This is a genomic window from Pseudooceanicola sp. NS-SX8 (assembly GCF_057380755.1).
In genome coordinates this window covers 2,760,729-2,782,579 of record NZ_CM170819.1, presented here as the reverse complement: position 1 = coordinate 2,782,579, position 21,851 = coordinate 2,760,729, and the positions used below count along the sequence as shown (strand labels likewise).

At 66.6% G+C, this 21,851-nt stretch carries 17 protein-coding genes and 1 tRNA gene; 15 read left to right on the top strand and 3 right to left on the bottom strand.

Features of this window, described 5'->3' with window-relative positions:
• Positions 1-52: 52 nt before the first annotated feature.
• The 5 genes from AC2IR1_RS12705 to AC2IR1_RS12685 all read left to right on the top strand — a co-directional run bounded on the left by AC2IR1_RS12705 (position 53) and on the right by AC2IR1_RS12685 (position 5,597).
• Positions 53-499, top strand: a complete 447-nt coding sequence (locus AC2IR1_RS12705) for a TrgA family protein (RefSeq protein ID WP_486472337.1) — start codon at positions 53-55, stop codon at positions 497-499.
• Position 500: 1 nt separating this feature from the next.
• Positions 501-1,628: an NUDIX domain-containing protein gene (locus AC2IR1_RS12700; RefSeq protein ID WP_486472336.1), complete on the top strand. Its 1,128-nt coding sequence runs from the start codon at positions 501-503 to the stop codon at positions 1,626-1,628.
• Positions 1,629-1,685: 57 nt separating this feature from the next.
• Positions 1,686-2,720 (top strand): cysteine synthase A, encoded by a 1,035-nt coding sequence (locus AC2IR1_RS12695; RefSeq protein ID WP_486472335.1) that lies wholly within the window; start codon positions 1,686-1,688, stop codon positions 2,718-2,720.
• 18 nt (positions 2,721-2,738) lie between these two features.
• Positions 2,739-5,300: a DUF3772 domain-containing protein gene (locus AC2IR1_RS12690; protein ID WP_486472334.1), complete on the top strand. Its 2,562-nt coding sequence runs from the start codon at positions 2,739-2,741 to the stop codon at positions 5,298-5,300.
• A 207-nt stretch (positions 5,301-5,507) separates the two neighbouring features.
• Positions 5,508-5,597: transfer RNA gene (locus tag AC2IR1_RS12685), tRNA-Ser, on the top strand.
• Positions 5,598-6,055: 458 nt separating this feature from the next.
• Here AC2IR1_RS12685 and AC2IR1_RS12680 read toward each other — a convergent pair.
• A complete protein-coding gene (locus tag AC2IR1_RS12680; RefSeq protein ID WP_486472333.1) occupies positions 6,056-6,856 on the bottom strand; it encodes a helix-turn-helix transcriptional regulator in 801 nt (266 codons plus the stop codon).
• Positions 6,857-6,938: 82 nt separating this feature from the next.
• Between AC2IR1_RS12680 and AC2IR1_RS12675 the strand changes: the two genes are divergently transcribed.
• From AC2IR1_RS12675 to AC2IR1_RS12650, 6 genes are read left to right on the top strand one after another with little or no spacing between them, the layout of a single operon-like run.
• Complete coding sequence (locus AC2IR1_RS12675) at positions 6,939-8,069, top strand: ABC transporter ATP-binding protein (RefSeq protein ID WP_486472332.1); 1,131 nt, start codon at positions 6,939-6,941, stop codon at positions 8,067-8,069.
• Entirely contained in the window at positions 8,069-8,992 is a 924-nt protein-coding gene (locus tag AC2IR1_RS12670; protein WP_486472331.1) for an ABC transporter permease, read from the top strand. Before AC2IR1_RS12675 ends, AC2IR1_RS12670 begins: the two co-directional genes overlap by 1 nt.
• On the top strand, positions 8,989-9,795 hold the full coding sequence (locus tag AC2IR1_RS12665; protein WP_486472330.1) for an ABC transporter permease: 807 nt from the start codon (positions 8,989-8,991) through the stop codon (positions 9,793-9,795). Before AC2IR1_RS12670 ends, AC2IR1_RS12665 begins: the two co-directional genes overlap by 4 nt.
• Positions 9,796-9,854: 59 nt before the next feature.
• Positions 9,855-10,880 carry an extracellular solute-binding protein gene (locus AC2IR1_RS12660; RefSeq protein ID WP_486472329.1) on the top strand — a complete coding sequence of 342 codons (1,026 nt, stop codon included), beginning with the start codon at positions 9,855-9,857 and terminating at the stop codon, positions 10,878-10,880.
• Positions 10,881-10,888: 8 nt separating this feature from the next.
• Positions 10,889-11,677 carry a carbon-nitrogen hydrolase family protein gene (locus AC2IR1_RS12655; protein WP_486472328.1) on the top strand — a complete coding sequence of 263 codons (789 nt, stop codon included), beginning with the start codon at positions 10,889-10,891 and terminating at the stop codon, positions 11,675-11,677.
• A gap of 4 nt (positions 11,678-11,681) precedes the next feature.
• Positions 11,682-13,046, top strand: a complete 1,365-nt coding sequence (locus AC2IR1_RS12650; RefSeq protein ID WP_486472327.1) for an aminotransferase class III-fold pyridoxal phosphate-dependent enzyme — start codon at positions 11,682-11,684, stop codon at positions 13,044-13,046.
• Here AC2IR1_RS12650 and AC2IR1_RS12645 read toward each other — a convergent pair.
• Both AC2IR1_RS12645 and AC2IR1_RS12640 read right to left on the bottom strand, forming a co-directional pair.
• Positions 13,034-15,505, bottom strand: a complete 2,472-nt coding sequence (locus tag AC2IR1_RS12645; protein ID WP_486472326.1) for an ATP-binding protein — start codon at positions 15,503-15,505, stop codon at positions 13,034-13,036. The genes AC2IR1_RS12650 and AC2IR1_RS12645 overlap by 13 nt on opposite strands.
• 37 nt (positions 15,506-15,542) lie before the next feature.
• Positions 15,543-16,103, bottom strand: coding sequence for a putative pterin-binding protein (locus tag AC2IR1_RS12640; RefSeq protein WP_486472325.1), 561 nt, complete (start codon positions 16,101-16,103; stop codon positions 15,543-15,545).
• A 154-nt stretch (positions 16,104-16,257) separates the two neighbouring features.
• Between AC2IR1_RS12640 and AC2IR1_RS12635 the strand changes: the two genes are divergently transcribed.
• The 4 genes from AC2IR1_RS12635 (at position 16,258) to AC2IR1_RS12620 (ending at position 21,834) form a co-directional block, all read left to right on the top strand.
• Positions 16,258-16,863 carry a response regulator transcription factor gene (locus AC2IR1_RS12635; protein ID WP_486472324.1) on the top strand — a complete coding sequence of 202 codons (606 nt, stop codon included), beginning with the start codon at positions 16,258-16,260 and terminating at the stop codon, positions 16,861-16,863.
• Between the two features lie 252 nt (positions 16,864-17,115).
• Positions 17,116-20,145 carry a methyl-accepting chemotaxis protein gene (locus tag AC2IR1_RS12630; protein WP_486472323.1) on the top strand — a complete coding sequence of 1,010 codons (3,030 nt, stop codon included), beginning with the start codon at positions 17,116-17,118 and terminating at the stop codon, positions 20,143-20,145.
• Positions 20,146-20,229: 84 nt separating this feature from the next.
• Positions 20,230-21,288: a protein-glutamate methylesterase/protein-glutamine glutaminase gene (locus AC2IR1_RS12625; protein WP_486472322.1), complete on the top strand. Its 1,059-nt coding sequence runs from the start codon at positions 20,230-20,232 to the stop codon at positions 21,286-21,288.
• Positions 21,289-21,300: 12 nt separating this feature from the next.
• The gene (locus AC2IR1_RS12620; RefSeq protein WP_486472321.1) at positions 21,301-21,834 is read left to right on the top strand and encodes a chemotaxis protein CheD; all 534 of its coding nucleotides are present in this window, start codon (positions 21,301-21,303) and stop codon (positions 21,832-21,834) included.
• Positions 21,835-21,851 lie beyond the last annotated feature (17 nt).

The following is a 21,851-nucleotide window of genomic DNA, read 5'->3' as shown; positions in this document are numbered from 1 at the left end:
CGAAACGCGAAGGGAAAGACACGGCCGGAACGAGACGAGCAGGAGGCGCCGGATGCTGACCATGGGGAAGGTTGCTGCCTCGGCAACACTGGGCGCGACGGGCTACATCGTGTCGAACCAGGTGATGCAGGCCTGGCCGGAGGATTACAATTTCGGGCTCTTTCCCTGGGTCAGTGCCGCCGTCGGCATCTGGACCGGGTGGATCTATATCGGGCGACGCATCAACCGGCGGTCCAGCACCGCGCAGGTGATCAGCTATGGGTTGACCGGGCTGATCATGATGCTCTTTGTCGCCTTCTTCCTGTTTTCCGGCAACGAGGCGCTGCGCAAGGCGCTGGATCACCGCTACCACGGGCCGATCGAGGCCCTGCTGGACATGCTGCCTATTTCGGCCCGCTGGGGACGCAACATGCTGCACCCGGAAATCATCCTGACGCTGCTCGGCGGTGGCATGCTGGCGGCCATCCTTGCCAAGGCCGTCGACCGCATCTGGAGGTGACATGACCCGCAGTGTTTTCATCTATGGCCCGCTCTGCCTGCCGGTGATGATGCAGATCGTGGCCGGGGACATCCCGCTGAGCGAGCCCGCGATCCTTGAAGGCTACCGCGCGGCGCCCCGGCGCAAGGATGACTGGCCGGTCCTGCTGCAGGAACCGGGGGCGGCTTCGCGCGGGCTGCTGCTGCAGGAGCTGACGCCGGAGATCGCGGGCAAGCTGGCCCATTACGCCGATGCTCACGGGCTGACCCCGGCAGAGGTCACCGTCGAATGCGGCGGACAGGCGGTGCGCACGACCGTCTTCCGCCCCGAACGCCCCCGCGCCAGCGTCGCGCCCGGCTACTGGAACATGACGAACTGGGCCCTGTCGCGCGGCGAGGAAGCCTGTCACGCGGCGGATGAGATCATGAAGCTGCAGGGGCGGTTCAGTGGCGGGGACCTTCGGTTCCGGCTTGACCAGATCCGTGCGCGCGCCGCCTCCCGCGTGGCGGCCGAACGCTATCCGGCGGTGCATGCCTTTGCCCGCGGGCCGGAACAGCCCTGGGTGGAGGAAGAGGCGCAATTCGATGATCACGCGGGATATTTCTACGCCCGGACCTACGACCTGAAACACCAGACCTTCGAGGGCAAGAGTTCCCCCCTGATCCGTAGGGAGGTCTACCTGGCGCCCGACGCGGCGATCGTGCTGCCCTATGATCCGGTGCGCGACGTGGTCCTGCTGGTGGAGCAGTTCCGCATGGGGCCCTATGCCCGGGGCGAGGCGCTGCCCTGGATGCTGGAACCGGTCGCCGGGCGGGTGGACCCGGGAGAGAGCCCGGAGGACTGCGCGCGCCGCGAAGCGCGGGAGGAGGCCGGGATCGCGCTGGAGACGGTGCATCACATCGGGTCCGTCTATCCTTCGCCGGGCTGTCTGAGCGAGTTTCATCATTGCTACCTGGGCCTTTGCACGCTGGCCGAGCGGGGCCAGGGCAGCGGCGGACTGGACGAGGAGGTCGAGGACATCCGGACCCATGTCCTGAGTTTCGACCGTGCGATGGAACTGGTGTCCTCCGGCGAGGCCAGAAACGCGCCGCTGATCCTTTCCCTGCTCTGGTTGGCATCCAAGCGTTCCGAGTTGCGGGGTGCGGCTTGAGTTGCCATGCGCCGGGGGATACATCTGGTGCCGGAATTCAACGGAAGGATGACGCCCATGCTTATCGCTCAGGACCTGGCTCAGGCCGTCGGCAACACGCCCATGATCAAGCTGCGCCGCGCGAGCGAGGAAACGGGCTGCACCATCCTCGGCAAGGCGGAGTTTCTGAACCCCGGCCAGTCGGTCAAGGACCGTGCCGCGCTGTTCATCATCAAGGACGCCATTGCCAAGGGGCAGCTTGAACCCGGCGGCACCATCGTCGAAGGCACGGCCGGCAATACCGGGATCGGGCTGGCGCTGGTGGGGGCCTCGATGGGGTTCAAGACGGTCATCGTCATCCCCGAGACCCAGAGCCAGGAAAAGAAGGACATGATCCGCCTGGCCGGGGCCGAGCTGGTTCAGGTGCCGGCGGCGCCTTACCGCAACCCCAACAACTACGTGCATTATTCGCAGCGCCTGGCAGAGGAGCTGGCCAAGACCAGCGACAAGGGCGTGATCTGGGCCAACCAGTTCGACAACGTCGCCAACCGGCAGGCCCACGTGGAAACCACGGGGCCGGAGATCTGGGAACAGACCGATGGCAAGGTTGACGGCTTCGTCGCCTCCGTCGGCTCCGGCGGGACGCTGGTGGGCACGGCCATGGCGCTGCAGCCGAAGGGCGTGAAGGTCGCCCTGGCGGATCCGATGGGGGCGGCCCTTTACAGCTACTACAAGACCGGGGAGCTGAAATCCGAAGGCGGCTCGATCACCGAAGGCATCGGGCAGGGGCGGATTACCGCCAACCTGGAAGGGTTTACGCCCGATTTCGCCTACCAGATCCCGGATGATGAGGCGCTGCCCTACTGCTTTGACCTGTTGGCCGAAGAGGGCCTGTGCGTTGGCGGATCGTCCGGTATCAACGTGGCTGGTGCGGTGCGCATGGCGCGAGAGATGGGGCCGGGACACACCATCGTGACTGTACTGTGCGATTACGGAACCCGATATCAGTCCAAGCTGTTCAACCCCGAGTTCCTGCGCGCCAAGGGGCTGCCCACGCCGGGCTGGATGACGGAAGCGCCCCGGTCTATTCCTGGGGTGTTCGCCGACGACTGACACGACCAAGGAGTGCCCATGACTGCGAGACGTTTCTTCCCCGCTTCCCTGCGGATCCTCGCGCTGTGTCTGGCACTCCTTCTCACCGCCGGGCTGCCACCGGCCCCGGCGGTGGCACAGGACGGTGACAGCCAGACCGTAACCCTGACGTCGTCGGATTATTCCGACTGGGAAGCCTTTGCGACAAAAGCGGAAACTGCGATCAGCGACGACGGGACGAGCGACAACGCCCTGACCGCGCTGCGCACGGACCTGGTCACCTGGCGGTCGAAGTTCGATTCCGCCCAGACGGCGAATTCCGCCGCCATCAGCGCCGCCCAGGCCCAGCTGGACACCCTGGGTCCGGCGCCGGAGAACGGCGAGGAGACGGAAGCCATCGCCCAGCAGCGCGAGGAGCTGCAGGCGCGGCTGGATGAGCTGGCAAGCCCTGCGCGCCAGGCCCAGATCGCCTACAGCCGGGCCGATGCGCTGATCCAGGCCCTGGATGCCGCGATGCGCGCGCGTCAGACCAAGGCCCTGCTGGAACTGGGGCCGTCGCCCCTGGATCCGACGAAGTGGCCGGGGGCCTTCGAGGACCTGAAATCCTTCCTGAGCGCAATCGTTTCCGACATCTCCTCCAACTGGAAGGACGAGGCGCAACGCTCTGTCTTCAAGGGGAATCTTCCGGTCATCGGCCTGCTGGTGCTGCTGGCGCTGCTGCTGGTGGCGCGGGGGCGCGGCTGGATCGAGCGGCTGGCAGTCAGGCTGCTGGACCAGGAAAGATCGGCCGCACGCTGGCTCGCCTCCTTCATCGTGTCGCTTGGGCAGATCGCGCTGCCGGCCGTCGGCGTGGCGATCCTGAGCGCGGCGGCGATCACCAGCGGGTTGCTGGGCGACCGGGGCGATGCGGTGATGCGTTCGCTCTTCGGGGCGGGGCTGCTGCTGTTCACCACCCGCTGGCTGAGCGGCTATGTCTTCCCCGTGTCCGACCGGGCGGGGGTGATGCTGGAACTGAGCCCGACGCAGCGCCGCGAGGGCCGCGTCTATGCCAATGTGCTGGGCCTCGTCCTGGCGCTCTACTGGATGTTCTACCAGGCTGCGTCGCAGGAAGATTTCTCTGCCGCGACGCATAATGTCCTGCTTTTCCCGCTACTTGTCGTCACCGGGCTGTTCCTTTTGCGGATCTCGCGCTTCCTGGTGCAACACGGCCGGACAGAGGTCGAGGACGAGGAGGGCGCGGGCAATGCCTCCTTCCGGCGGCAGCTGGTGTTCCTGCTGGGGCAGACCGTTTCCATCTGCGCCGTGGCGGGGCCGATTCTGGCCGCGATCGGGTATTTCGAGGTCGGCACGGCGCTGACCATCCGCACGCTCTACACGCTGGAACTGATTGCGCTTCTGTCGATCCTGCAGAAGCTGGTGCTGGAAACTTACGTGGTGATCACGGGGGACCGCGCGCGGGCGACCGAGGCGCTGCTGCCGGTGCTGCTGGCCTTCCTGCTGACGGTGCTTTCCATCCCGCTCTTCGCGCTGATCTGGGGCGCGCGCCAGACCGACCTGGCAGAGGCCTGGACCCGCTTCAAGGTCGGCTTCGACATCGGGGAGACGCATATTTCTCCCAGCGATTTCATGATCTTCATCATCGTCTTCGTGCTGGGATACGGGATCACTCGGCTGGTGCAGGGGACGATGAAGACCTCTGTCCTGCCCAAGACCAAGCTGGACAAGGGCGGCCAGAACGCGGTGATTTCCGGGTTGGGATACGTCGGGATCTTCCTTGCCGCGCTGGTGGCGATCACCACGGCGGGGATCGACCTCAGCTCCCTCGCCATTGTCGCCGGTGCGCTTTCGGTCGGGGTCGGCTTCGGCCTTCAGACCATCGTGTCGAACTTCGTTTCGGGCATTATCCTGTTGATTGAACGGCCTATTTCGGAGGGCGACTGGATCGAGGTCGGCGGGCAGATGGGCTTTGTGCGGTCGATCTCCGTCCGCTCCACCCGGATCGAGACCTTTGACCGGACGGATGTCATCGTGCCGAACGCCGACCTGATCAGTGGGCAGGTGACGAACTGGACCCGGGGGAACCTGATCGGGCGGCTGATCGTCTCTGTCGGGGTGGCCTACGGGACCGATACGCGCCGGGTCGTGCAGATCCTGCAGGAGATCGCGGAAGAGCAGCCGCTGGTCCTGCTGAATCCGCCGCCGGGGGTGATCTTCACCGCCTTCGGGGCGGATAGTCTGAACTTCGAAATCCGGGCAATTCTGCGCGACGTGACGCAGATCCTGGTGGTCCAGACGGAGATGCACCACCGCATCGCCGAACGCTTCCGCGAGGAGGGAATAGAGATCCCCTTCGCGCAGCGCGACATCTGGCTGCGCAACCCCGAGGCGCTGATGCCGAAGGGGCAGGATCAGGGGCGCGGGCCGCGCGCGGACGATGCGCAACCCATTGCGACGCAAGCGAAACCCGCAGAAGCCCAGGGCAAGCCCGCCGGCGGCGAGGAGGCGATCAGCCCGGCTGCCGCGCGCGCCCAGCTGCGCCCGCAGGACATCGAGGACGGCGGCGCCGGTGGCGATGGAGATGGCGACGGCGGGGAGCGCTGAGCGCCGCTGAGGGCCCCGGTTTCAGAACCGGAATTGGGGCCTGATTTTGGGCCGGATTTCGGGCCTGATTCCGGGGTTGCGCCAAGCCTGCAAGGGGTTCGGCGCGGGGGTGGTTCATGCCCCTGACGGAAGGGCGAAAAAAACCTTCATCTTTTTGACTTTGGCCTCTTGCACTCCCCCTGCGAACTTAGCTAGAAGCCCCCTCACGGAGAGGTGGCCGAGTGGTCGAAGGCGCACGCCTGGAAAGTGTGTAGGCGGGAAACCGTCTCCAGGGTTCGAATCCCTGTCTCTCCGCCATCATCCCCCCGGGGATGGTTGGCAGCAGAAAGGCCCGCGCAAGCGGGCCTTCTTCGTTTCCGGCACACGGCAGATCGCAACCCGTATCGAAAGGTGAACGGGACCTTACCCGCATCGTCCCAACGTCGGTACTGCACTGCGGCGACTCACCTTGTGAAACCCCGGGTTAACAGGCGTTTCGGGGCCAAAACGGCACGTCGGTATCACGTCGGTATTGCGTCGGTATCGCGGCGGTGCAGAAACCGGAAAACGCCGCGGGTTAACGGAGCGTGCGGTGGGTTTGGGCGGGGCTTCGGCAGGTGGATTGCATCCACCCTACGGCGTAGCGCGGGCTTTGGGGGCGGCGCGAGCGGCGGGGTGAACCCCGCCCTACGGCGTAAGCGCGGGCGTCGGGGGTGGCGGGAGCGGCGGGGTGAACCCCGCCCTACGGGGTAGGTGCGGGGCAGGCCCCTTTGGCTTCAGGTCAGCGCGGAGAAGAGCGGCATCATCAGCGAGAAGAGCTCCGCCTGGGAGGAGATCGCGCATTTGCGGTAAAGCTGCTTGCGGATCACCTTCACGGTCTGGGGGCTGATCCCCAGGCGCAGGCCGATGGAGACGGAGCTGTGCCCCTGCAGGATCATCATCGCGATCTCTGCCTGGCGGGGGGACAGGGCGATGCCGTTGTGCGCCTTCAGTTCCGCGATCAGCCGGGTCGAGAGCGCCTTTTCGGAGAAATCGCCGGTGGAGGAGAGCGTGCTCCAATGCTGTTCGATCAGGGCGGTGACGATGGGCGCGATACGCGCCGCCGCTTCCATGTCGCGGGCGTTGAAGCGCCGGGCCGAGGTCGCGTCGCGGCCAAGACAGACATGGACGGAGACCCCTTCGGCGGGATTTGCGGCATAGGCCAGTTCGTCGATCAGCGTGGTCCGCTGGTAGTAGACGGCGAAATATTCGTTCCGGCGGAACTGGTCCGGGGCGATGTCCTGCAGGCGGTAGAGCCCGGGGGCGGCGCGATCCACGTGCAGGGCATGGAAGGGATCGAGGAGGTATGCGCCGCCCTGGATGTAGGCCGATTCGAGCTCTGCATGGACGCGCTTTTCTTCGGCACGGGTGAAGAGCGCCTGGGGCGGGCGGTCCTGAAAATAGGCCAGCATGGAGGTGTTGTCGATCTCAAAGCAGCGGGCAAGCCATTGATTTAGATGGGTTTCGAAGCGATCCGTGCCCAGCGCTGCAATGGCGCGGCCAAGGCCGGCCTCGGTCATGTTGGGCAAATTACGCATCCATACCTCCATGGGGGTATATACCCCCTGTAAATCGTCATTCTAGGGTATGAGGGCGAATAGACGGGGTATGCAAGCAGCGATGAAACAGGCTGGGATTTCCGAGACGTCAGGGACCGTGAAGGCAGGCACGGGCAAGGCAGGCACGGGCGGTATCGCCGTGGACGTGCGGCAGGTGGTGAAACGCTATGGCGGGTTCACGGCGCTGCACGGTGTGTCGCTGGAAATCCGGGAAAACGAGTTCTTCACCCTGCTGGGCCCCTCGGGCTGCGGCAAGACCACGCTGCTGAAGGCGATTGCCGGGTTCGAGGATGTGACCGAGGGCGAGATCCTGCTGCGCGGGGCGCCGATTGCCGCGCTGCCGCCGCACAAGCGGCCGGTGAACACGGTGTTCCAGCATTACGCGCTGTTCCCGCACATGAGCGTGGCGGAGAACGTGGCCTTCGGCACCCGGCGGCTGGGCTGGACCAGGGCGGATGCGGCGGGGCGGGCGCGTGAGGTTCTGGCGCTGGTGCAGTTGACGGAATTCGCGGACCGCAAGCCCGGGCAGCTGTCCGGCGGGCAGCAGCAGCGGGTGGCCCTGGCCCGTGCGCTGGCGCCGCGTCCGCAGGTCCTGCTGCTGGACGAGCCGCTGTCGGCGCTGGACCTGAAGCTGCGCCAGGCGGTGCGGGCCGAGCTGAAGGCGCTGCAGCGGGAGACCGGGATCGCCTTCGTCTTTGTCACCCATGACCAGGAAGAGGCGCTGACCATGTCGGACCGGATTGCGGTGATGAGCGCCGGTCACGTGCAGCAGGTGGGCAGCCCGCGGGAGATCTACGAGGCGCCCGCGAACCGGTTCGTGGCCGATTTCATCGGGGAGACCAACCTGCTGGAGGTCGCGGTGGAGCGCGTTTCGGAGGGCATGGCACATGTCGTGCTGCCCGGGGGCGCGCCGATCGACTGTCCGGCGACGCCCGGCGCCGTTTCCGGGCGCGGGCACCTGTCGGTGCGGCCCGAGCGGATGGCGCTTTGTGCCGCTGGGGCAGGGGAGCTGACCGCCGTGGTGGAGGATGAGGTCTATCTTGGCACCGACATCCAGATGCTGGCGCGGCTGGCGGATGGGACGCAGCTGAAGCTGCGGTTGCAGAATGCGGCGGGCACACAGGTGCCGGAGCGCGGCGCGGAGGTCGGCGTGACGCTGGAGGCAGGTGCGGCGCGCCTGCTGGCGGACTGATGGCCGGGGCAGCGCCCGGCGGCCCGGGCCAGTCTTCGGACATCTATCGCGGCAACGCGGGACGGCTGATGTTGCCCAGCTGGGTCGTCATCGGGATCTTCCTGCTGCTGCCGGTGCTGCTGATGGCGGTCTACAGTTTCCTGACCAAGGAGTTCCGGGGCGGCGTCATCTGGAAGCCGACGCTGGCGGCCTATGACCAGTTTTTCTTCGACCGGGGCCTGTTCGGAGACGAGGCGCCGAAGATCGAATGGACCTATATCGGCATCTTCTGGCGGTCGATCTGGCAGGCCGGGGTGGCGACGATTGCCTGCCTGCTGATCGGCTTCCCGACGGCCTGGTTCATCGCCACGCGGGCGCCGTCGCAGCGGGCGGTCTGGCTGTTTTTGGTGACGATCCCATACTGGGTGAACCTGCTGATCCGCACCGTGTCGATGAAGTTCGTGATCCGCGATGACGGGCCGCTGAACGCGGCGCTGACCGGGCTGGGCCTGATCGCGGAGCCGCTGCACCTGATTAACACCAATTTCGCCGTCCAGCTGGGGCTGTTCTACAGCTACCTGCCCTTCATGGTGCTGCCGATCTATGCCGCCGTGGAACGCTACGATTTCGCGCTGAGCCAGGCTGCCGCCGATCTTTACGCCGGGCCCTGGACCACGCTCAGGCTGGTGATCCTGCCGGCGGTGAAACCGGGGATCATCGCGGGATCCATCCTGGTCTTCGTGCCCTCGCTTGGGGCCTTCCTGGCGCCGGACCTGCTGGGCGGGGCGAAGACCTTCATGATCGGGTCCCTGATCGAGGAGCAGTTCAAGGGTGCTGCCGGCAACTGGCCCTTCGGGGCCGCCGTGGCGATGATCCTGATGACCATCGTGATGGGCGTCCTGCTGATCTACGCCCGCGCCCAGATGAAGGAGACGCAGCGATGAAGAGCCTCGACCTGCGCCGTTTTCCCGGCTTCTTCCCGGTGACCGTCCTGTGCCTTGTGGTGCTTTACGCGCCGCTGCTGGTGGTGGGGGTCTACAGCTTCAACGCCTCGACCTCGATCACCAACTGGGGCGGGTTCAGCCTGGACTGGTATGTCGATGTCTTCACCGGACCGGAGAGCCCGAAGTTCCGCCGCGCCATGGTCAACTCGCTGGTGATCGCGGTGCTGGCGGCCAGTGCGGCGACGATCATCGCCACCAGCGCCGCCGTGGCGATGCACCGGGCGGGCCGGTTCCGGGGCAAGATGGCCGGGTTCGCCCTGATCAACCTGCCGCTGATGGTGCCCGAGGTGGTGACGGCGGTGGCCAGCCTGATCTTCTTCACCACCATCGGGTTCCGGGGTGGCATCGGGACGATCCTGCTGGCGCATATCACCTTCTGCATCCCCTTCGCCTACCTGCCCATCAGCGCCCGGATGGAGAGCCTTTCGGACCAGTACGAACAGGCGGCCATGGACCTTTACGCAAGCCCCTGGGAGGCCTTCAAGCTGGTGCTGCTGCCGCTGATGATGCCGGGCGTCCTGTCGGGCTTCCTGCTGGCCTTCATCATCTCGCTCGACGACTTCCTGATCACCAACTTCGTCAAGGGCGCGGGGGTGGAGACCCTGCCCACCGCCATCTTCGGCGCGGTGAAACAGGGGATCAAACCGAACATCATGGCGATTTCCACGCTGATGCTGGGCATCTCGGTGGTCTTCGTCACCCTGTCCTGGCTGATCGGCCGGATCGGCCAGCAGAAGTCCTGACCTGACCCAATACGCACGACCAACAACCATAACCAACCCAACCAACAGCGGAGATCCTCATGAAAAAGCTCCTTACCTCCTCCATCCTGGCGCTGAGCGTCGCCACCGCGGCCCATGCGGAAGGTGACCTGATGCTCTACAACTGGTTCGAGTACATGCCCCAGGACCTGCTCGACAAGTTCGAGGCGGAGACCGGCATCCATGTCACCATGGACACCTACGACAGCAACGAGGCGCTGCTGGCGGCGCTGAAGGCGGGCAAGCTGGGCAGCTACGACCTGGCCGTGCCGGGCGACTACATGGTGAAGATCCTCGGCGACGAGGGCATGTTGGACACCTTCGAGCCTTCCGAGCTGTCGAACTTCGACAATATCGAACAGCAGTGGGTCGACGTGCCCTTCGACGAGGGCCGCCACAGCTCGGTGCCCTACCAGTGGGGGTCGACCTCCTTCGCGGTCAACCGCGACGTCTACAAGGGCGATATCGAGACCACCTCGATCATCTTCGAGCCGCCGGCGGAGCTTTACGGCAAGATCAACGTGCTGGACACGGCGGGCGAGACGCTGACCTTTGCCTCGCTGCATCTGGGCATCCCGCAGTGCACCAGCGACCGCGAGCAGCTGAAGGCGCTGAACGCGCTGGTGCAGGAGGCCAAGAAGGGCTGGGCGAGCTTCGGGTCCGACGTGGCCAAGGACGTGCTGGTGTCCGGTGATGCGGCGGCCGGCATGATCTGGTCCGGCTTCGCGTCCAAGGCGCGGGAAGAGGGCGCCAACATCGAATATGCCTTCCCCAAGGAAGGGTTCATCGTCTGGATGGACAACCTGGCCCTGCTGAAGGATGCCCCCAACCGCGAGAACGCGCTGAAGTTCATGGACTTCATGCTGGAGCCGGAAAACGCGGCGGAGCTGACCAACTACGCGCGCTACAGCGCGGGCGTGAAGGGCGTGCATGACTTCCTGCTGCCCGAGGTCGCCGACAGCCCCGAAGGCAATCCGCCGGAAGGCGCACATGGCGTCTTCGTCGAGGCCTGCCCGCAGGATGTGCAGGTCATGTACGACCAGATCTGGACCAACCTGAAGAAGTAATCCCATCCATGAAACTGGCACTTTACCAGGGCCCCGCCTGCGGCGGGGCCACGGAGGAGGCTTTCTCCGTCATCCGCAGATCCCTTGCCGCCGCCGCGGCGGCCGGGGCGCATATGCTGGTGATGCCGGAGCTGTTCCTGCCCGGCTACAACCGGCCGGACCTGCACGGGACAGTCGCCCAGAGCCTTGAGCATGGCCTTGAGGCCGGGTGGCTGCGCAGGCTGTCCGAGATGGCCCGGGCCGAGGGATGCGGCCTGACCATCGGCTGGGCGGAACGGGAGGGGGCGGCGGTCTACAACGCCGCCTCCTGCCTGGACCGGCGGGGAAGCCTGCTGGGCCATTACCGCAAGATCCAGCTTTTCGGCCCGATGGAGAAGGCCTCCTTCGTGGCGGGAGAGGCCTATGTCGACTTCGAGCTGGAGGGGATCCGGACGGGTCTGCTGATCTGCTACGACGTGGAATTCGCGTCCCATGTGCGGGCGCTGGCGGCGCGGGGGGTTGACCTCCTGCTGGTGCCGACGGCGAACCCGGAGGGGTTCGAGCATGTGTCCGACCTGCTGGTGCCCGCGCGGGCCTCTGAAGGGGACATGGTGATTGCCTATGCCAACTTCTGCGGGGCGGACGGCGGGCTGCGGTTCGGCGGGCGATCGGTGATCGCGGGGCCGGACGGGCGCGCGCTGGCCGCTGCGGGACGGGGCGAAGTGCTGCTGGTGGCCGATCTTGCCCCGGCGGCGGAGGTGGCGGCGGACCTGCGGTCGCGCCAGTTGAAAGATTTCACAGAAGCGAAAGAGAGATGAGACGATGAGCCTGGACCTGCCCAAGAGCACGGATGAGATCCTGTCCGCCGACAACCACCTGGTCCAGTGCTGGGCCGACCTGAACGCGCTGAAGCAGAATGCCGCGCGCATGGCCATCGTGGGCGCCAGGGGCGCCATGGTGCGCGATGCCGAGGGGACCGAGTACATCGACGGGATCGGCGGGTTGTGGTGCGTTAACGTCGGCCACGGCCGGGACGAGATCATCGACGCGATCACCACGCAGCTGAAGGAGCTGGATTACTATTCCACCTTCTACAGCTTCACCCATCCCGCCGCCGCAGCGCTGGCCGCAAAGGTGGCGGAGCTGGCGCCGGGGGACCTGAACAAGGTGCATTTCGGCAATTCCGGGTCGGTGGCCAATGACGGCGCGGTGCGGATCCTGCACCACTACTGGGAGCGTCTGGGCAAGCCTGCGAAGAAGATGGTGCTGAGCCGGCACGGCGCCTACCACGGGTCCAGCTACCTGACCGCCGCGATGACCACGCCGGTCTATTCCGTCGGCTGGTCCGGCGCGCGGGAGATCGTGCATCACCTGAAGTCGCCGCATTACTGGCGCGAGGGCGGCGAGATGACCGAGGCGGAATTCCTCGATGCGCTGATCCTCGACCTGGAGGAGACCATCGCGCGGATCGGGGCGGACAACATTGCCTGCTTCGTGGCGGAGCCGATCATGGGCGCGGGCGGCGTGATCGTGGCGCCCGAGGGCTATCACCTGCGCATGGCCGAGGTCTGCCGCGCCAATGACATCAAGTATGTCAGCGACGAGGTGGTCACCGCCTTTGGCCGGCTTGGGCATTTCTTTGCCTCGAAGGACGTTTTCGGCGTGCAGCCGGATATCATCAACACCGCGAAGGGGCTGACCTCGGGCTACCAGCCGTTGTCGGCGACGATCCTGTCGGATGAGATCCACGAGGTGATTTCCGGCCCCGGCGGCAGCTTCCTGCAGGGGATGACCTATGCCGGGCACCCGGCGGCGGCGGCGGCGGGGCTGGCCAATATCGCGCTGATGGAGGCGGAGCGGATCCCCGAGCGGGTGCGCGTGACCGGCCCGCGGTTCGAGGCCGGGCTGAAGGCGCTGGCGGATCTGGAGATCGTGGGAGAGGTGCGCGGGTCGCATTTCATGATCGGCATCGAGTTCGTGCAGGACAAGGCGACGAAGGCGAGCTTTGCACCCGAGGTGATGATCGGCGAGCGGGTGGCGAAGGCGGCGCAGAAGCGCGGGCTGATCGCGCGGCCGCTGGGCAATTCGCTGATCCTGTCGCCGACGCTGATCATGGACGAGGCGATGATCGACCGCTGCGCGGAGATCCTGCGCGAGGCGATCGTGGAGGTCGCTCAGTCGCTCTGAGGTGATGAGGATGGCGGGGGCGTGCCGTCCCCGCCGTCCGTTGCATCCCTTTCGGCCCTTGCCGCGTGGCGTGGGCTGCGCCGGGGTTCGGCCAGAAGGCGGCGGATGACCCGGGCGCGGATGGGCTTGGCCACGACCTCGTCCAGGCCCGCCGCCAGCAGCCGTTCGGAGACATCTTCGCCCGCATGGGCCGTCAGCGCGACGATGCGGGTGCAACGGTTGGGCCCGTCGCCCGCGCGGATCGCGGCGGAGGCTTCGAGCCCGTCCATCACCGGCATCGAGACATCCATGAGGATGATGTCGAAGGGCGCGGCCTGGGCGGCCTCGACCCCGGCGCGGCCATCATGGGCCTCTGTCACCGCGTGGCCGTCGCGTTCCAGCATGCGGCGGGCGACGAAACGGTTCGTGGGGTTGTCCTCCACCAGCAGGATCCGCTGCGCCGGGGCGCGGGGGGCGTCGTCTGCATCGGCGCCGGTGGCGCGCGGCCGGCTCTGGCCGGAGGCCTGCGGCAGCGGCAGGTGCAGGGTGAAGACCGATCCCCTGTCGGGCGCCGAGGCGACCTCGATCTCTCCGCCCATGGCGCGGGCCAGCTGGCGGGCGATGCCCAGGCCCAGGCCGGTGCCCTGGATCTGGCGGTGCAGCGCCCCGTCGAGGCGGACGAAATCGTCGAAGACGCGGGCGGCTTCCTCCATCGTCATGCCGATGCCGGTGTCGCGCACCAGGAAGGTGACCTCCTCCGCATCGCGCCGGACCTCGATGCTGACGGAGCCGTCGCGGGTGAACTTCACCGCGTTGGACACGAGGTTGAGCAGGACCTGGCGCAGGCGCGTGGCATCGCCGGTGACCCAGCCGGCCTCTGCCGTGCCGATGCGGAAGAGGTGGTTCCCCTGCGCCCGGGCGCGCGGCATTTCCGCGGCCAGGATATCGGCCAGCAGGCTGTCGAGGTCGAAGGGCAGGGCGCGGATCGTGATGTCGCCGCCTTCGATCTGGGTAATGTCCAGCACGTCGTTCACCAGTTGCAGCAGCGACTGGGCGGAACCGCGCACGACCTCTATGAATCGGCGCCCCTCTGCCGGGTCGTCGTTTTCCGCCATCAGGTCGATGGCCCCCAGGATCCCGTTGAGCGGCGTGCGCATTTCATGGCTGATGACGCCGAGAAAGCGCGCCTTGGCCCGTTCGGCGGCCAGTGCCTTGTCCCGGGAGGTCATGAGTTCATGTTCCGCCGCGACCTGGTGGGAGATGTCGCGCAGCACGCAGACCAGCGCGCGTTCGCCGGTACGGTCGGTCACGTCCATCGACAGTTCGACCGGGAAGCGCGCCCCGTCGCGGCGCCGCCCCAGCAGGCGATAGCCGGTGCGCGCACCTTCCGCGCAGGCCTCCAGCAGGGCCTTGCCGGTCACGGGGACGGAGCCTTCGGCGACCTCGTAGCGCAGGAAGCGGCCCACGGGCTGACCGTTCAGCAGGCCGTGTTCGGTGCCCAGCAGGGTGATCGCGGCCAGGTTCGCATCGCGGATGCGCCCCCGGGCATCCAGCATCAGGATGGCATCGCGGGAGGTGGAGAAGATGGTTTCAAGCCGCGCCGCGGCCTCCTGCCGCTGGGCCAGGCGGCGTTCGGAGACCCGGGCGAGGGAACGGAAGAGCACGACCAGCGCCGTCAGCGCCGCCAGAAGCACCAGGCTGGCCGCCGCCAGGACCTTCAGCACCTTCAGCACGTCGAGCCGCGCGCTGTCGGAGGCGCGCACCAGCTGCAGGTTGGCGAAGGAGAGCATGCGGCGCAGCGAGGGCCGCCGGTCTTCCAGCGTGCGGGCCAGCTGGGGCAGGGCGGTTGTCAGGGCGTCGTCATCCCCGTCGATGAGCGGCGCGAGGGAGATCACCTCCTGCCGGAGGTGATCGAAGGCCCCGCCGAGCGAGGGATCGCGCAGCGCCCCGGCATAGAGCGGGGAGACCGCCAGCGTGTCGAAGCGGCTGTAGAGGATGTCATAGCGCCGCCGGACCTGCAGCAGCGCCTCTGCCGGGGCGTTGGCGGCTGCGTCGGCGCGGCTGTCCGGGGGGGACGTCGCGGAGGCGGAGGGCGCGCCCCGGGTGGGTGCGGTGGCCAGTTGCGCCACGCCCACGGCCTTTTGCAGGTTGAGGTATTCGACCTCCAGCTGGACGAGAGACCACTGGACGTTGTCCGCCGGGGAGGAGGCGAGCTCCGCCAGTTTCTGACGCACCTCCGTCAGCAGGAAGGAGATCACCACGAGACAGAGGACCGCAATGGTGCCCAGCACCGTCAGCCGGGTGACGGCCGCGTCGATCCGGGCGTGCCGGGGGGGACGGGATGCGCGCCGGGTGGTTGCCTTGGCAGCGGTGCCCTCCGCCCCCTGGGGCGGATCGCCAGCTTGCCTGCGTCCCGCCTGCGCGTGAGCGGCCTTGATGTGGCGGTCTTTTATGTGACCGGCCTTTACATGACGGGCCATGATGCGCCGTTTCATTGCCGCCGCGCCCGCGCCGGGGTCAGTGGAGCCGCATCCGGTCCAGTTGCCAGATCGAGTTGGAATAGATCAGTTCGGACCGGAAATCGGGCGAGGAATCATAGGGGTAGACCAGCCACAGCGGCCCCTTGCTGCGCAGCGTCATGGGGGCGCCGTTGCGGTCATAGGCCAGGATGGCGCCATCGCTGCGAAAGCTGTCGACCGGGATTTCGATCGCATAGTCATTTGCCGCGGTGAGCTGCAGCATGCCCGTGGTGATGTCGTAGCGGGCCAGCAGGTCGGTCATGCGGACGCCGCGAAACTGCTGCACCCCCTCCGTCCAGATCGTGCTGGTTTCGAATTCGGACACCGGCATCGCTTCGAGCGCGGTGCGATCCAGGGTGACGGTGCGGTCGGGCAGGGTGAGGGTGAGCAGGGTGTCGCCCGCCCGCAGCGGAGCGGCCCAGAGGAGTGTCATCAGCATCGTCAGCGCCAGCAGAAGGCGCGGCAGGATGGGTGCCGGGCGGGCGGTGGTTCCGGTGATCCGGGCTGGCCCCGGGCGCAGCATCCTGTGGTGCCTGGGGTGGGTCATCAGGTGGGGCATGGGCCGATCCTTTCCTGCGGTCAGTCCTGTGGCGGTAAGGGTTTGGCTACCGCCAATGTCTTAAGGTTCCCTGTAGCCGGACGGCATTTGGCCCCGACGCCGGGTCGAATGTGCCGGTGGGATGCTGGCTGGGAAGAGGCTTGGGAGGCAGGCTGTGACGATCCGTATCCTGATGGTCGATGACCACGCGCTGTTGCGTGACACGCTCGCGGCCTGGCTGCGCGCGCGGGGGATCGAGGTGCGCTGCTGCGGGTCCCTGTCAGAGGCGTTGTCAGAGGCGCTGTCCGGGGTACCGTCGGGGGGCCAATCCGGGGCTCAATCCGGGGCGCTGCCGGACCTCTTGATGGTCGATCTGAAGCTGTCGGACCTGGAGCCGCCGGCGGGCCTGGCCCGGATCGCGGAGGTCCTGGGGCCGGTGCCTGTGCTGGTCATGGCGGGCGCCCATGACCGCGCGGAGGCCGAGGCCCTGACCCGCGCAGGGGCCCGGGCGGTGCTGGGCAAGGCGCTGCCGCCTGCGCGGATCCTGGAGGAAATCCAGCGTCATACCTCCGCCGAGGCTGCCATCAGGGAGCCCCTTTCGACCCGGGAGAGAGAGATCCTGACGGGGCTGGCGCAGGGCTGGCCCAACAAGGAGATCGCCCGGCAGCTGGGCCTGCAGGAGGTCACGGTGAAGCTGCATGTGCAGCGGCTGAGCCGGAAGCTGGGCGCGCGCAACAGGACGCAAGCGGCGCTGATCGGGCGGGATCTGGGGTTGGTGTAGCGCCTGAGATATGCGCCTCAAGACTTTGTTTTTAATCGGTATTATGCTCTTGCGAGGCCGTGGCGGGTTCGGATTTTTCCGCAATTTGCGATATTTCCGGGCTTGTCCCGAGGCCGCGGCGGGGCCCGATTAAGCCAATTTTCACGGCTGCCCCCCATATCTGCCGACCAGTTTTCACCGGTCCGTACGGCCATTGCCGCGGGCCGTTCTGGGCCGAAACGGTCAATCGGGACGCATAACCAGGGGAACCACATGGGCCTTTCCAGACTTCGCATCGCACTGCGCCTGCCTGCCTTCTTCTTCCTCATCGTGGCGCTGTCGCTGGGCATCATGGGCTACATGTCCTATTCGACCGCGAAACGCACCCTGATGGAAAGCGGCGAGATCGAGCTGGTGGAGATCGCAGAGGCCCGGGCGCGGGCGCTGCAAAACTGGTCCGAACATGTGTTGACCGACCTGCAGATGCAGTCGCGCAACGCGCTGGTCTACAACGCGCTGCGCAGCTTCAACGCCGCCTGGGCGACGCTGGGTCCCACGGCCGCGACCCAGCTGCGCGGGCTTTACGGGACAGAGGAACGGGACGGTCTGACCGATGCCGGGGACGGATCGGTCTATTCGCTGGTCCATACCCGCTTCCACGATCATTTCCGGGGCCTGGCAAAGCGTGGCGGCTATGCGGATGTCTTCCTGATGAACCCGCAGGGCGATATCGTCTACACCGTGATGAAGGGCGCCGATTTCGCGGCGGGGCAGGGCGACCTGGCAGAGCAGGCCTTCCTGCGCGAGGCGATGGCGGTGATGCAGATGGATGCCTCCAGCGATCCGGTCTTCATGGACTTCGGCGACTACCTGGACCTGCCCGAGCAGTCCGCCTTCGTCATCGCGCCAGTGGGCTATGGCAACAACGTGACGCTGGGCGCGATCGCCTTCCGGATCACCGCGGGCACCATTACCGAAAACCTGGGCCAGACCGGCGGGCTGGGCACGACCGGCCAGGCCTTCGTCCTGGGCGCCGATGGCCGCCCGCGCACCGCTGCGACCTCCTGGACCGCGAGCCGGATCGATCCCGCCAGCCCGATCGGCGCCGGCCTGCGTGGAGAGAGCGGCGTGAGCGAGGTGCCGCCGTCGCAAAGTTCGGTGCCCGATATCCTGACCGGCTTCGCGCCCGCCGATGTCTTCGGGGAACGCTGGCTGTTCCTGGCCATGAAGAGCCGCAAGGAAATCCTGGCGCCGGTGTCGAGCTTCCTGTCTACGACGCTGACCTATGGCGGGATCATCCTGGCTCTCGCCGCGGTGCTGGGCACGCTGATCGCGCTGAGCGTCACGCGCCCGCTGCGGGATCTGAGCAACAGCATCACTGCCGTGCGGGACGACGATTTCGAAACGCCGGTGCCGCATGTGAAACGCGGAGACGAGCTGGGCAGTATCGCCCGCGACCTGGACGATCTGCGCGGCACCCTGGGCAAGGCCCATGCGCTGCAGTCCGAGATGGCCTTCCAGACGGCGGCGCTGGCTTCTACCTCCGCCGCGCTGATGATCACGGACCACGATTTCAACATTACCTACCTGAACGCCGCCGTGCGGGAGATGATGCGCAGCCAGCTGAGCGAATTCCGCAAGATCATGGCCAGCTTCGACCCCGATGACCTGATCGGCGTCAACATGGACATCTTCCATGCCAAGCCCGGGCAGATCCGCGCCCTGATCCAGCAGCCCGACAAGCTGCCGTTCCAGACCGATATCCGGGTGGGCGACGCGCGCGTGCAGATCGAGCTGAACGCGGTCTTCGACAAGGAGGAGAACTTTGCCGGGCTGGTGGTGGAATGGGTCGACGTGACCGAGGTCCGCCGGCGCACCTCTGTGCTGAATGCGATCAATAGCGGACAGATCTTCGTCGAATGCGATGTCGCGGGCAAGTTCACCCGCCTGAACGAGAATTTCACCGCCATGATCGGCCGCGAGGAAGCGGAGCTTCTTGGCACCAGCTTCACCGACTGCCTGCGCCTGGATGGCAGCGCCCAGAGCGATGGCCTGCTGGCGCGGGTGATGGCGGGCGAGGCGGTGCAGGGCCGCTTCCTGATCAGCTGCCCCGGCGGGGCCGAGGCGATGGTCGAGGGCGGGATCTACCCGATCACCGACAGCCGTGGCGACACCAGCGGGATCACCCTGATCGGCTCCGACGTGACTTCGGCACAGGCGCAGCTGCGCGATGCCGAGGAACGCCAGAAGATCATGCAGCAGGCCCAGCAGAAGGTGGTGGAGGCGCTGCGCATCGGCATGCGCGACATTTCCAACGGCGATCTGACCTCCCGTCTGAACACGCCCTTCGCGCCGGAGTACGAGCAGCTGCGGACGGATTTCAACGACGCGCTGAGCAATCTGACCCGCGCCATGGGCAATATCGCGCAGCAGACCTCTGCCATGCAGAGCGAGACGGCGGAGATCGTGAAGGCGGCGGACGAGATGTCGGTGCGGACCGAACGCCAGGCGATGACCCTGCAGGACACCGCCGCAAGCCTGGACGAGCTGACGACGAATATCGCCCAGACCGCCGATGGCGCCGCCCGCGCCAACCAGGTGGTGACGGAGGCGCGTGCCCGGGCCGAGGAAAGCGGCAGCGTGGTGGACGAGGCGGAAAACGCCATGGCAGAGATCGCCAGTTCGTCGAAGGAGATCGTCAAGGTGATCTCGGTCATCGACGATATCTCGTTCCAGACGAACCTTCTGGCCCTGAACGCGGGGGTGGAGGCCGCCCGTGCCGGCGAGGCGGGCAGGGGCTTTGCCGTGGTGGCGACCGAGGTGCGCGCCCTGGCGCAGCGCTGTGCCAATGCGGCGGCAGAGATCAACCAGCTGATAACGGTTTCGGGCCAGCATGTGAATCGCGGGGTCGAACTGGTGGGCGTGACGGGCGAGACGCTGAAGAAGATCGTCAGCTCCATTTCGGAAATCAGCGATTACATCGCCGAGATCGCCCAGGCCGGGAAGGAGCAGAGCATCGGGTTGAACCAGGTGAACTCCGCCGTGAACCAGATCGACCACGTGACGCAACAGAACGCGGCGATGTTCGAGGAAACCACATCGGCGAGCCATGCGCTGGCCCATCGGGCGGAGAGCCTGTCGGAGACGATCGGTCACTTCCGGGTCGAGGACATGCCGACCGAGGAACGCCCGGTGCAGCGCCCAAGGCCCGCCCGCAAGAAGGCCACCGGCGGGGGCACCAAGGGGAACCTGGCGCTGGCGCCGAACCCCGCGCTGGATGCGAGCGACTGGGAGGATTTCTGAGCGCGACCGGGGCCGCCCGATGCGACAGGGAGCGACGTAGGTCGGGCGTTAATCTGAATAATAACGGATTTGCAGGGGCTTAGAATGCAAACTTCAAGTCAGTCCGCAGTGACGAGGGTGCTGATCGTCGATGATCAGGCCTCGGTCCAGAACCTGATCCGGCATGCGCTGAGCAAGGACCCCAAGATCGAGGTCGTGGGCGTGGCGAATGACGCCTACATGGCGCGGGAAATGATCAAGAAGCTGGAACCGGATGTCCTGACCCTGGATGTGGAAATGCCGCGGATGACGGGGCTGGAATTCCTGGAGCGGCTGATGCGGTTGCGGCCGATGCCGGTGATCATGTTCAGTTCGGTCACCCAGCAAGGCAGTGAAAACGCGGTGCGCGCGCTGTCGCTGGGCGCGGTCGATGTGCTGCCCAAACCGCTGAGCGGCATGACGGAAGAGGCGCTGGAAAAGCTGGTGTCCCGGGTGCGGACGGCCAAGCGGTTTCGCCGGGGCCAGGGCCAGATGCCCGGACCGGACCGGGACGCCGAGGTGCCCCAGGCGCGCTACGGGCGCTGGAACGGCAAGGTGGTGCTGCTTGGGGCCTCGACCGGGGGCGTGACGGCCGTGGAAACGGTGCTGCGGCGCATGCCGCCGAACTGTCCGCCGATCGTGATTTCCCAGCATATGCCGGAAAGCTTTCTCGTCAGTTTTTCGCGGCGGCTGGATGACTTGCTGGCGCAGCGCGTGCAGCTGGCCCGGGATGGCGAGCCGCTGCAGGAAGGCCACATCTACCTGGCGCCGGGCGGATCGGAACATACCGGCGTGCGCCGGGCGGGCCGCGCTTTCCAGATCCGGGCGATCGATGCGCCCAAACGGAACGGACATATCCCATCCGTTGACGAGCTGTTCATGTCCGCCGTGGACAATGCGGGGGATGTGGTTGCGGTGCTGCTGACGGGGATCGGCAAGGATGGCGCCAGCGGCATGGAGCAATTGAAACGGAACGGAGCCTTTTGCATTGGCCAGGATGAGGACACCAGCGTGGTCTACGGAATGCCGCGCGCCGCGGCGGAACTGGGGATCCTGGATGAGCAGCTCGCGCTGCCGGAGATCGCCCAGGCGATCTGCACCGCCTGTGACGGGCGCCGGACGTGAGGGAGTGACGACGTGAGGGAAGCCAGGGGGCAAGGCCCGAACATCAACATAACCCAGGGCGAATTCGCCGTGTCGCGGACCCAGGGTGGCACGATCACCACGATCCTGGGGTCCTGCGTCGCGACCTGCGTCTGGGATCCGGTCGCAGGCACCGGCGGGATGAACCATATCCTGGTGGCGCGGTCGCATACGGCGCTTGGCGTGAACGACTACGCCGGGGTCAATGCGATGGAGCTGCTAATCAACGGGCTGGTGCGCCTGGGGGCCGTGCGCGGGCGCCTTAACGCCAAGGTCTTTGGCGGCGCGAACATGATCAACGGACTGTCGGACATCGGCCACACCAACGGCAGCTTCGTCGTGGAGTACCTGGAGCGTGAGGGCATTCCGTTGCTGGGCAAGAGCCTGGGCGGCAATTCGGCGCGCCAGATCCGGTTCCACGTGTCCGAGGGGCGCGTGATGCAGCGCACGGTTTCGGCGGCGCCGGACGTGGTCGAACCCATTCACAAGCCGCAGCCCGAGCCGCGCAATGGTGTCGAACTGTTCTGACATGGATGAGTGGGAGC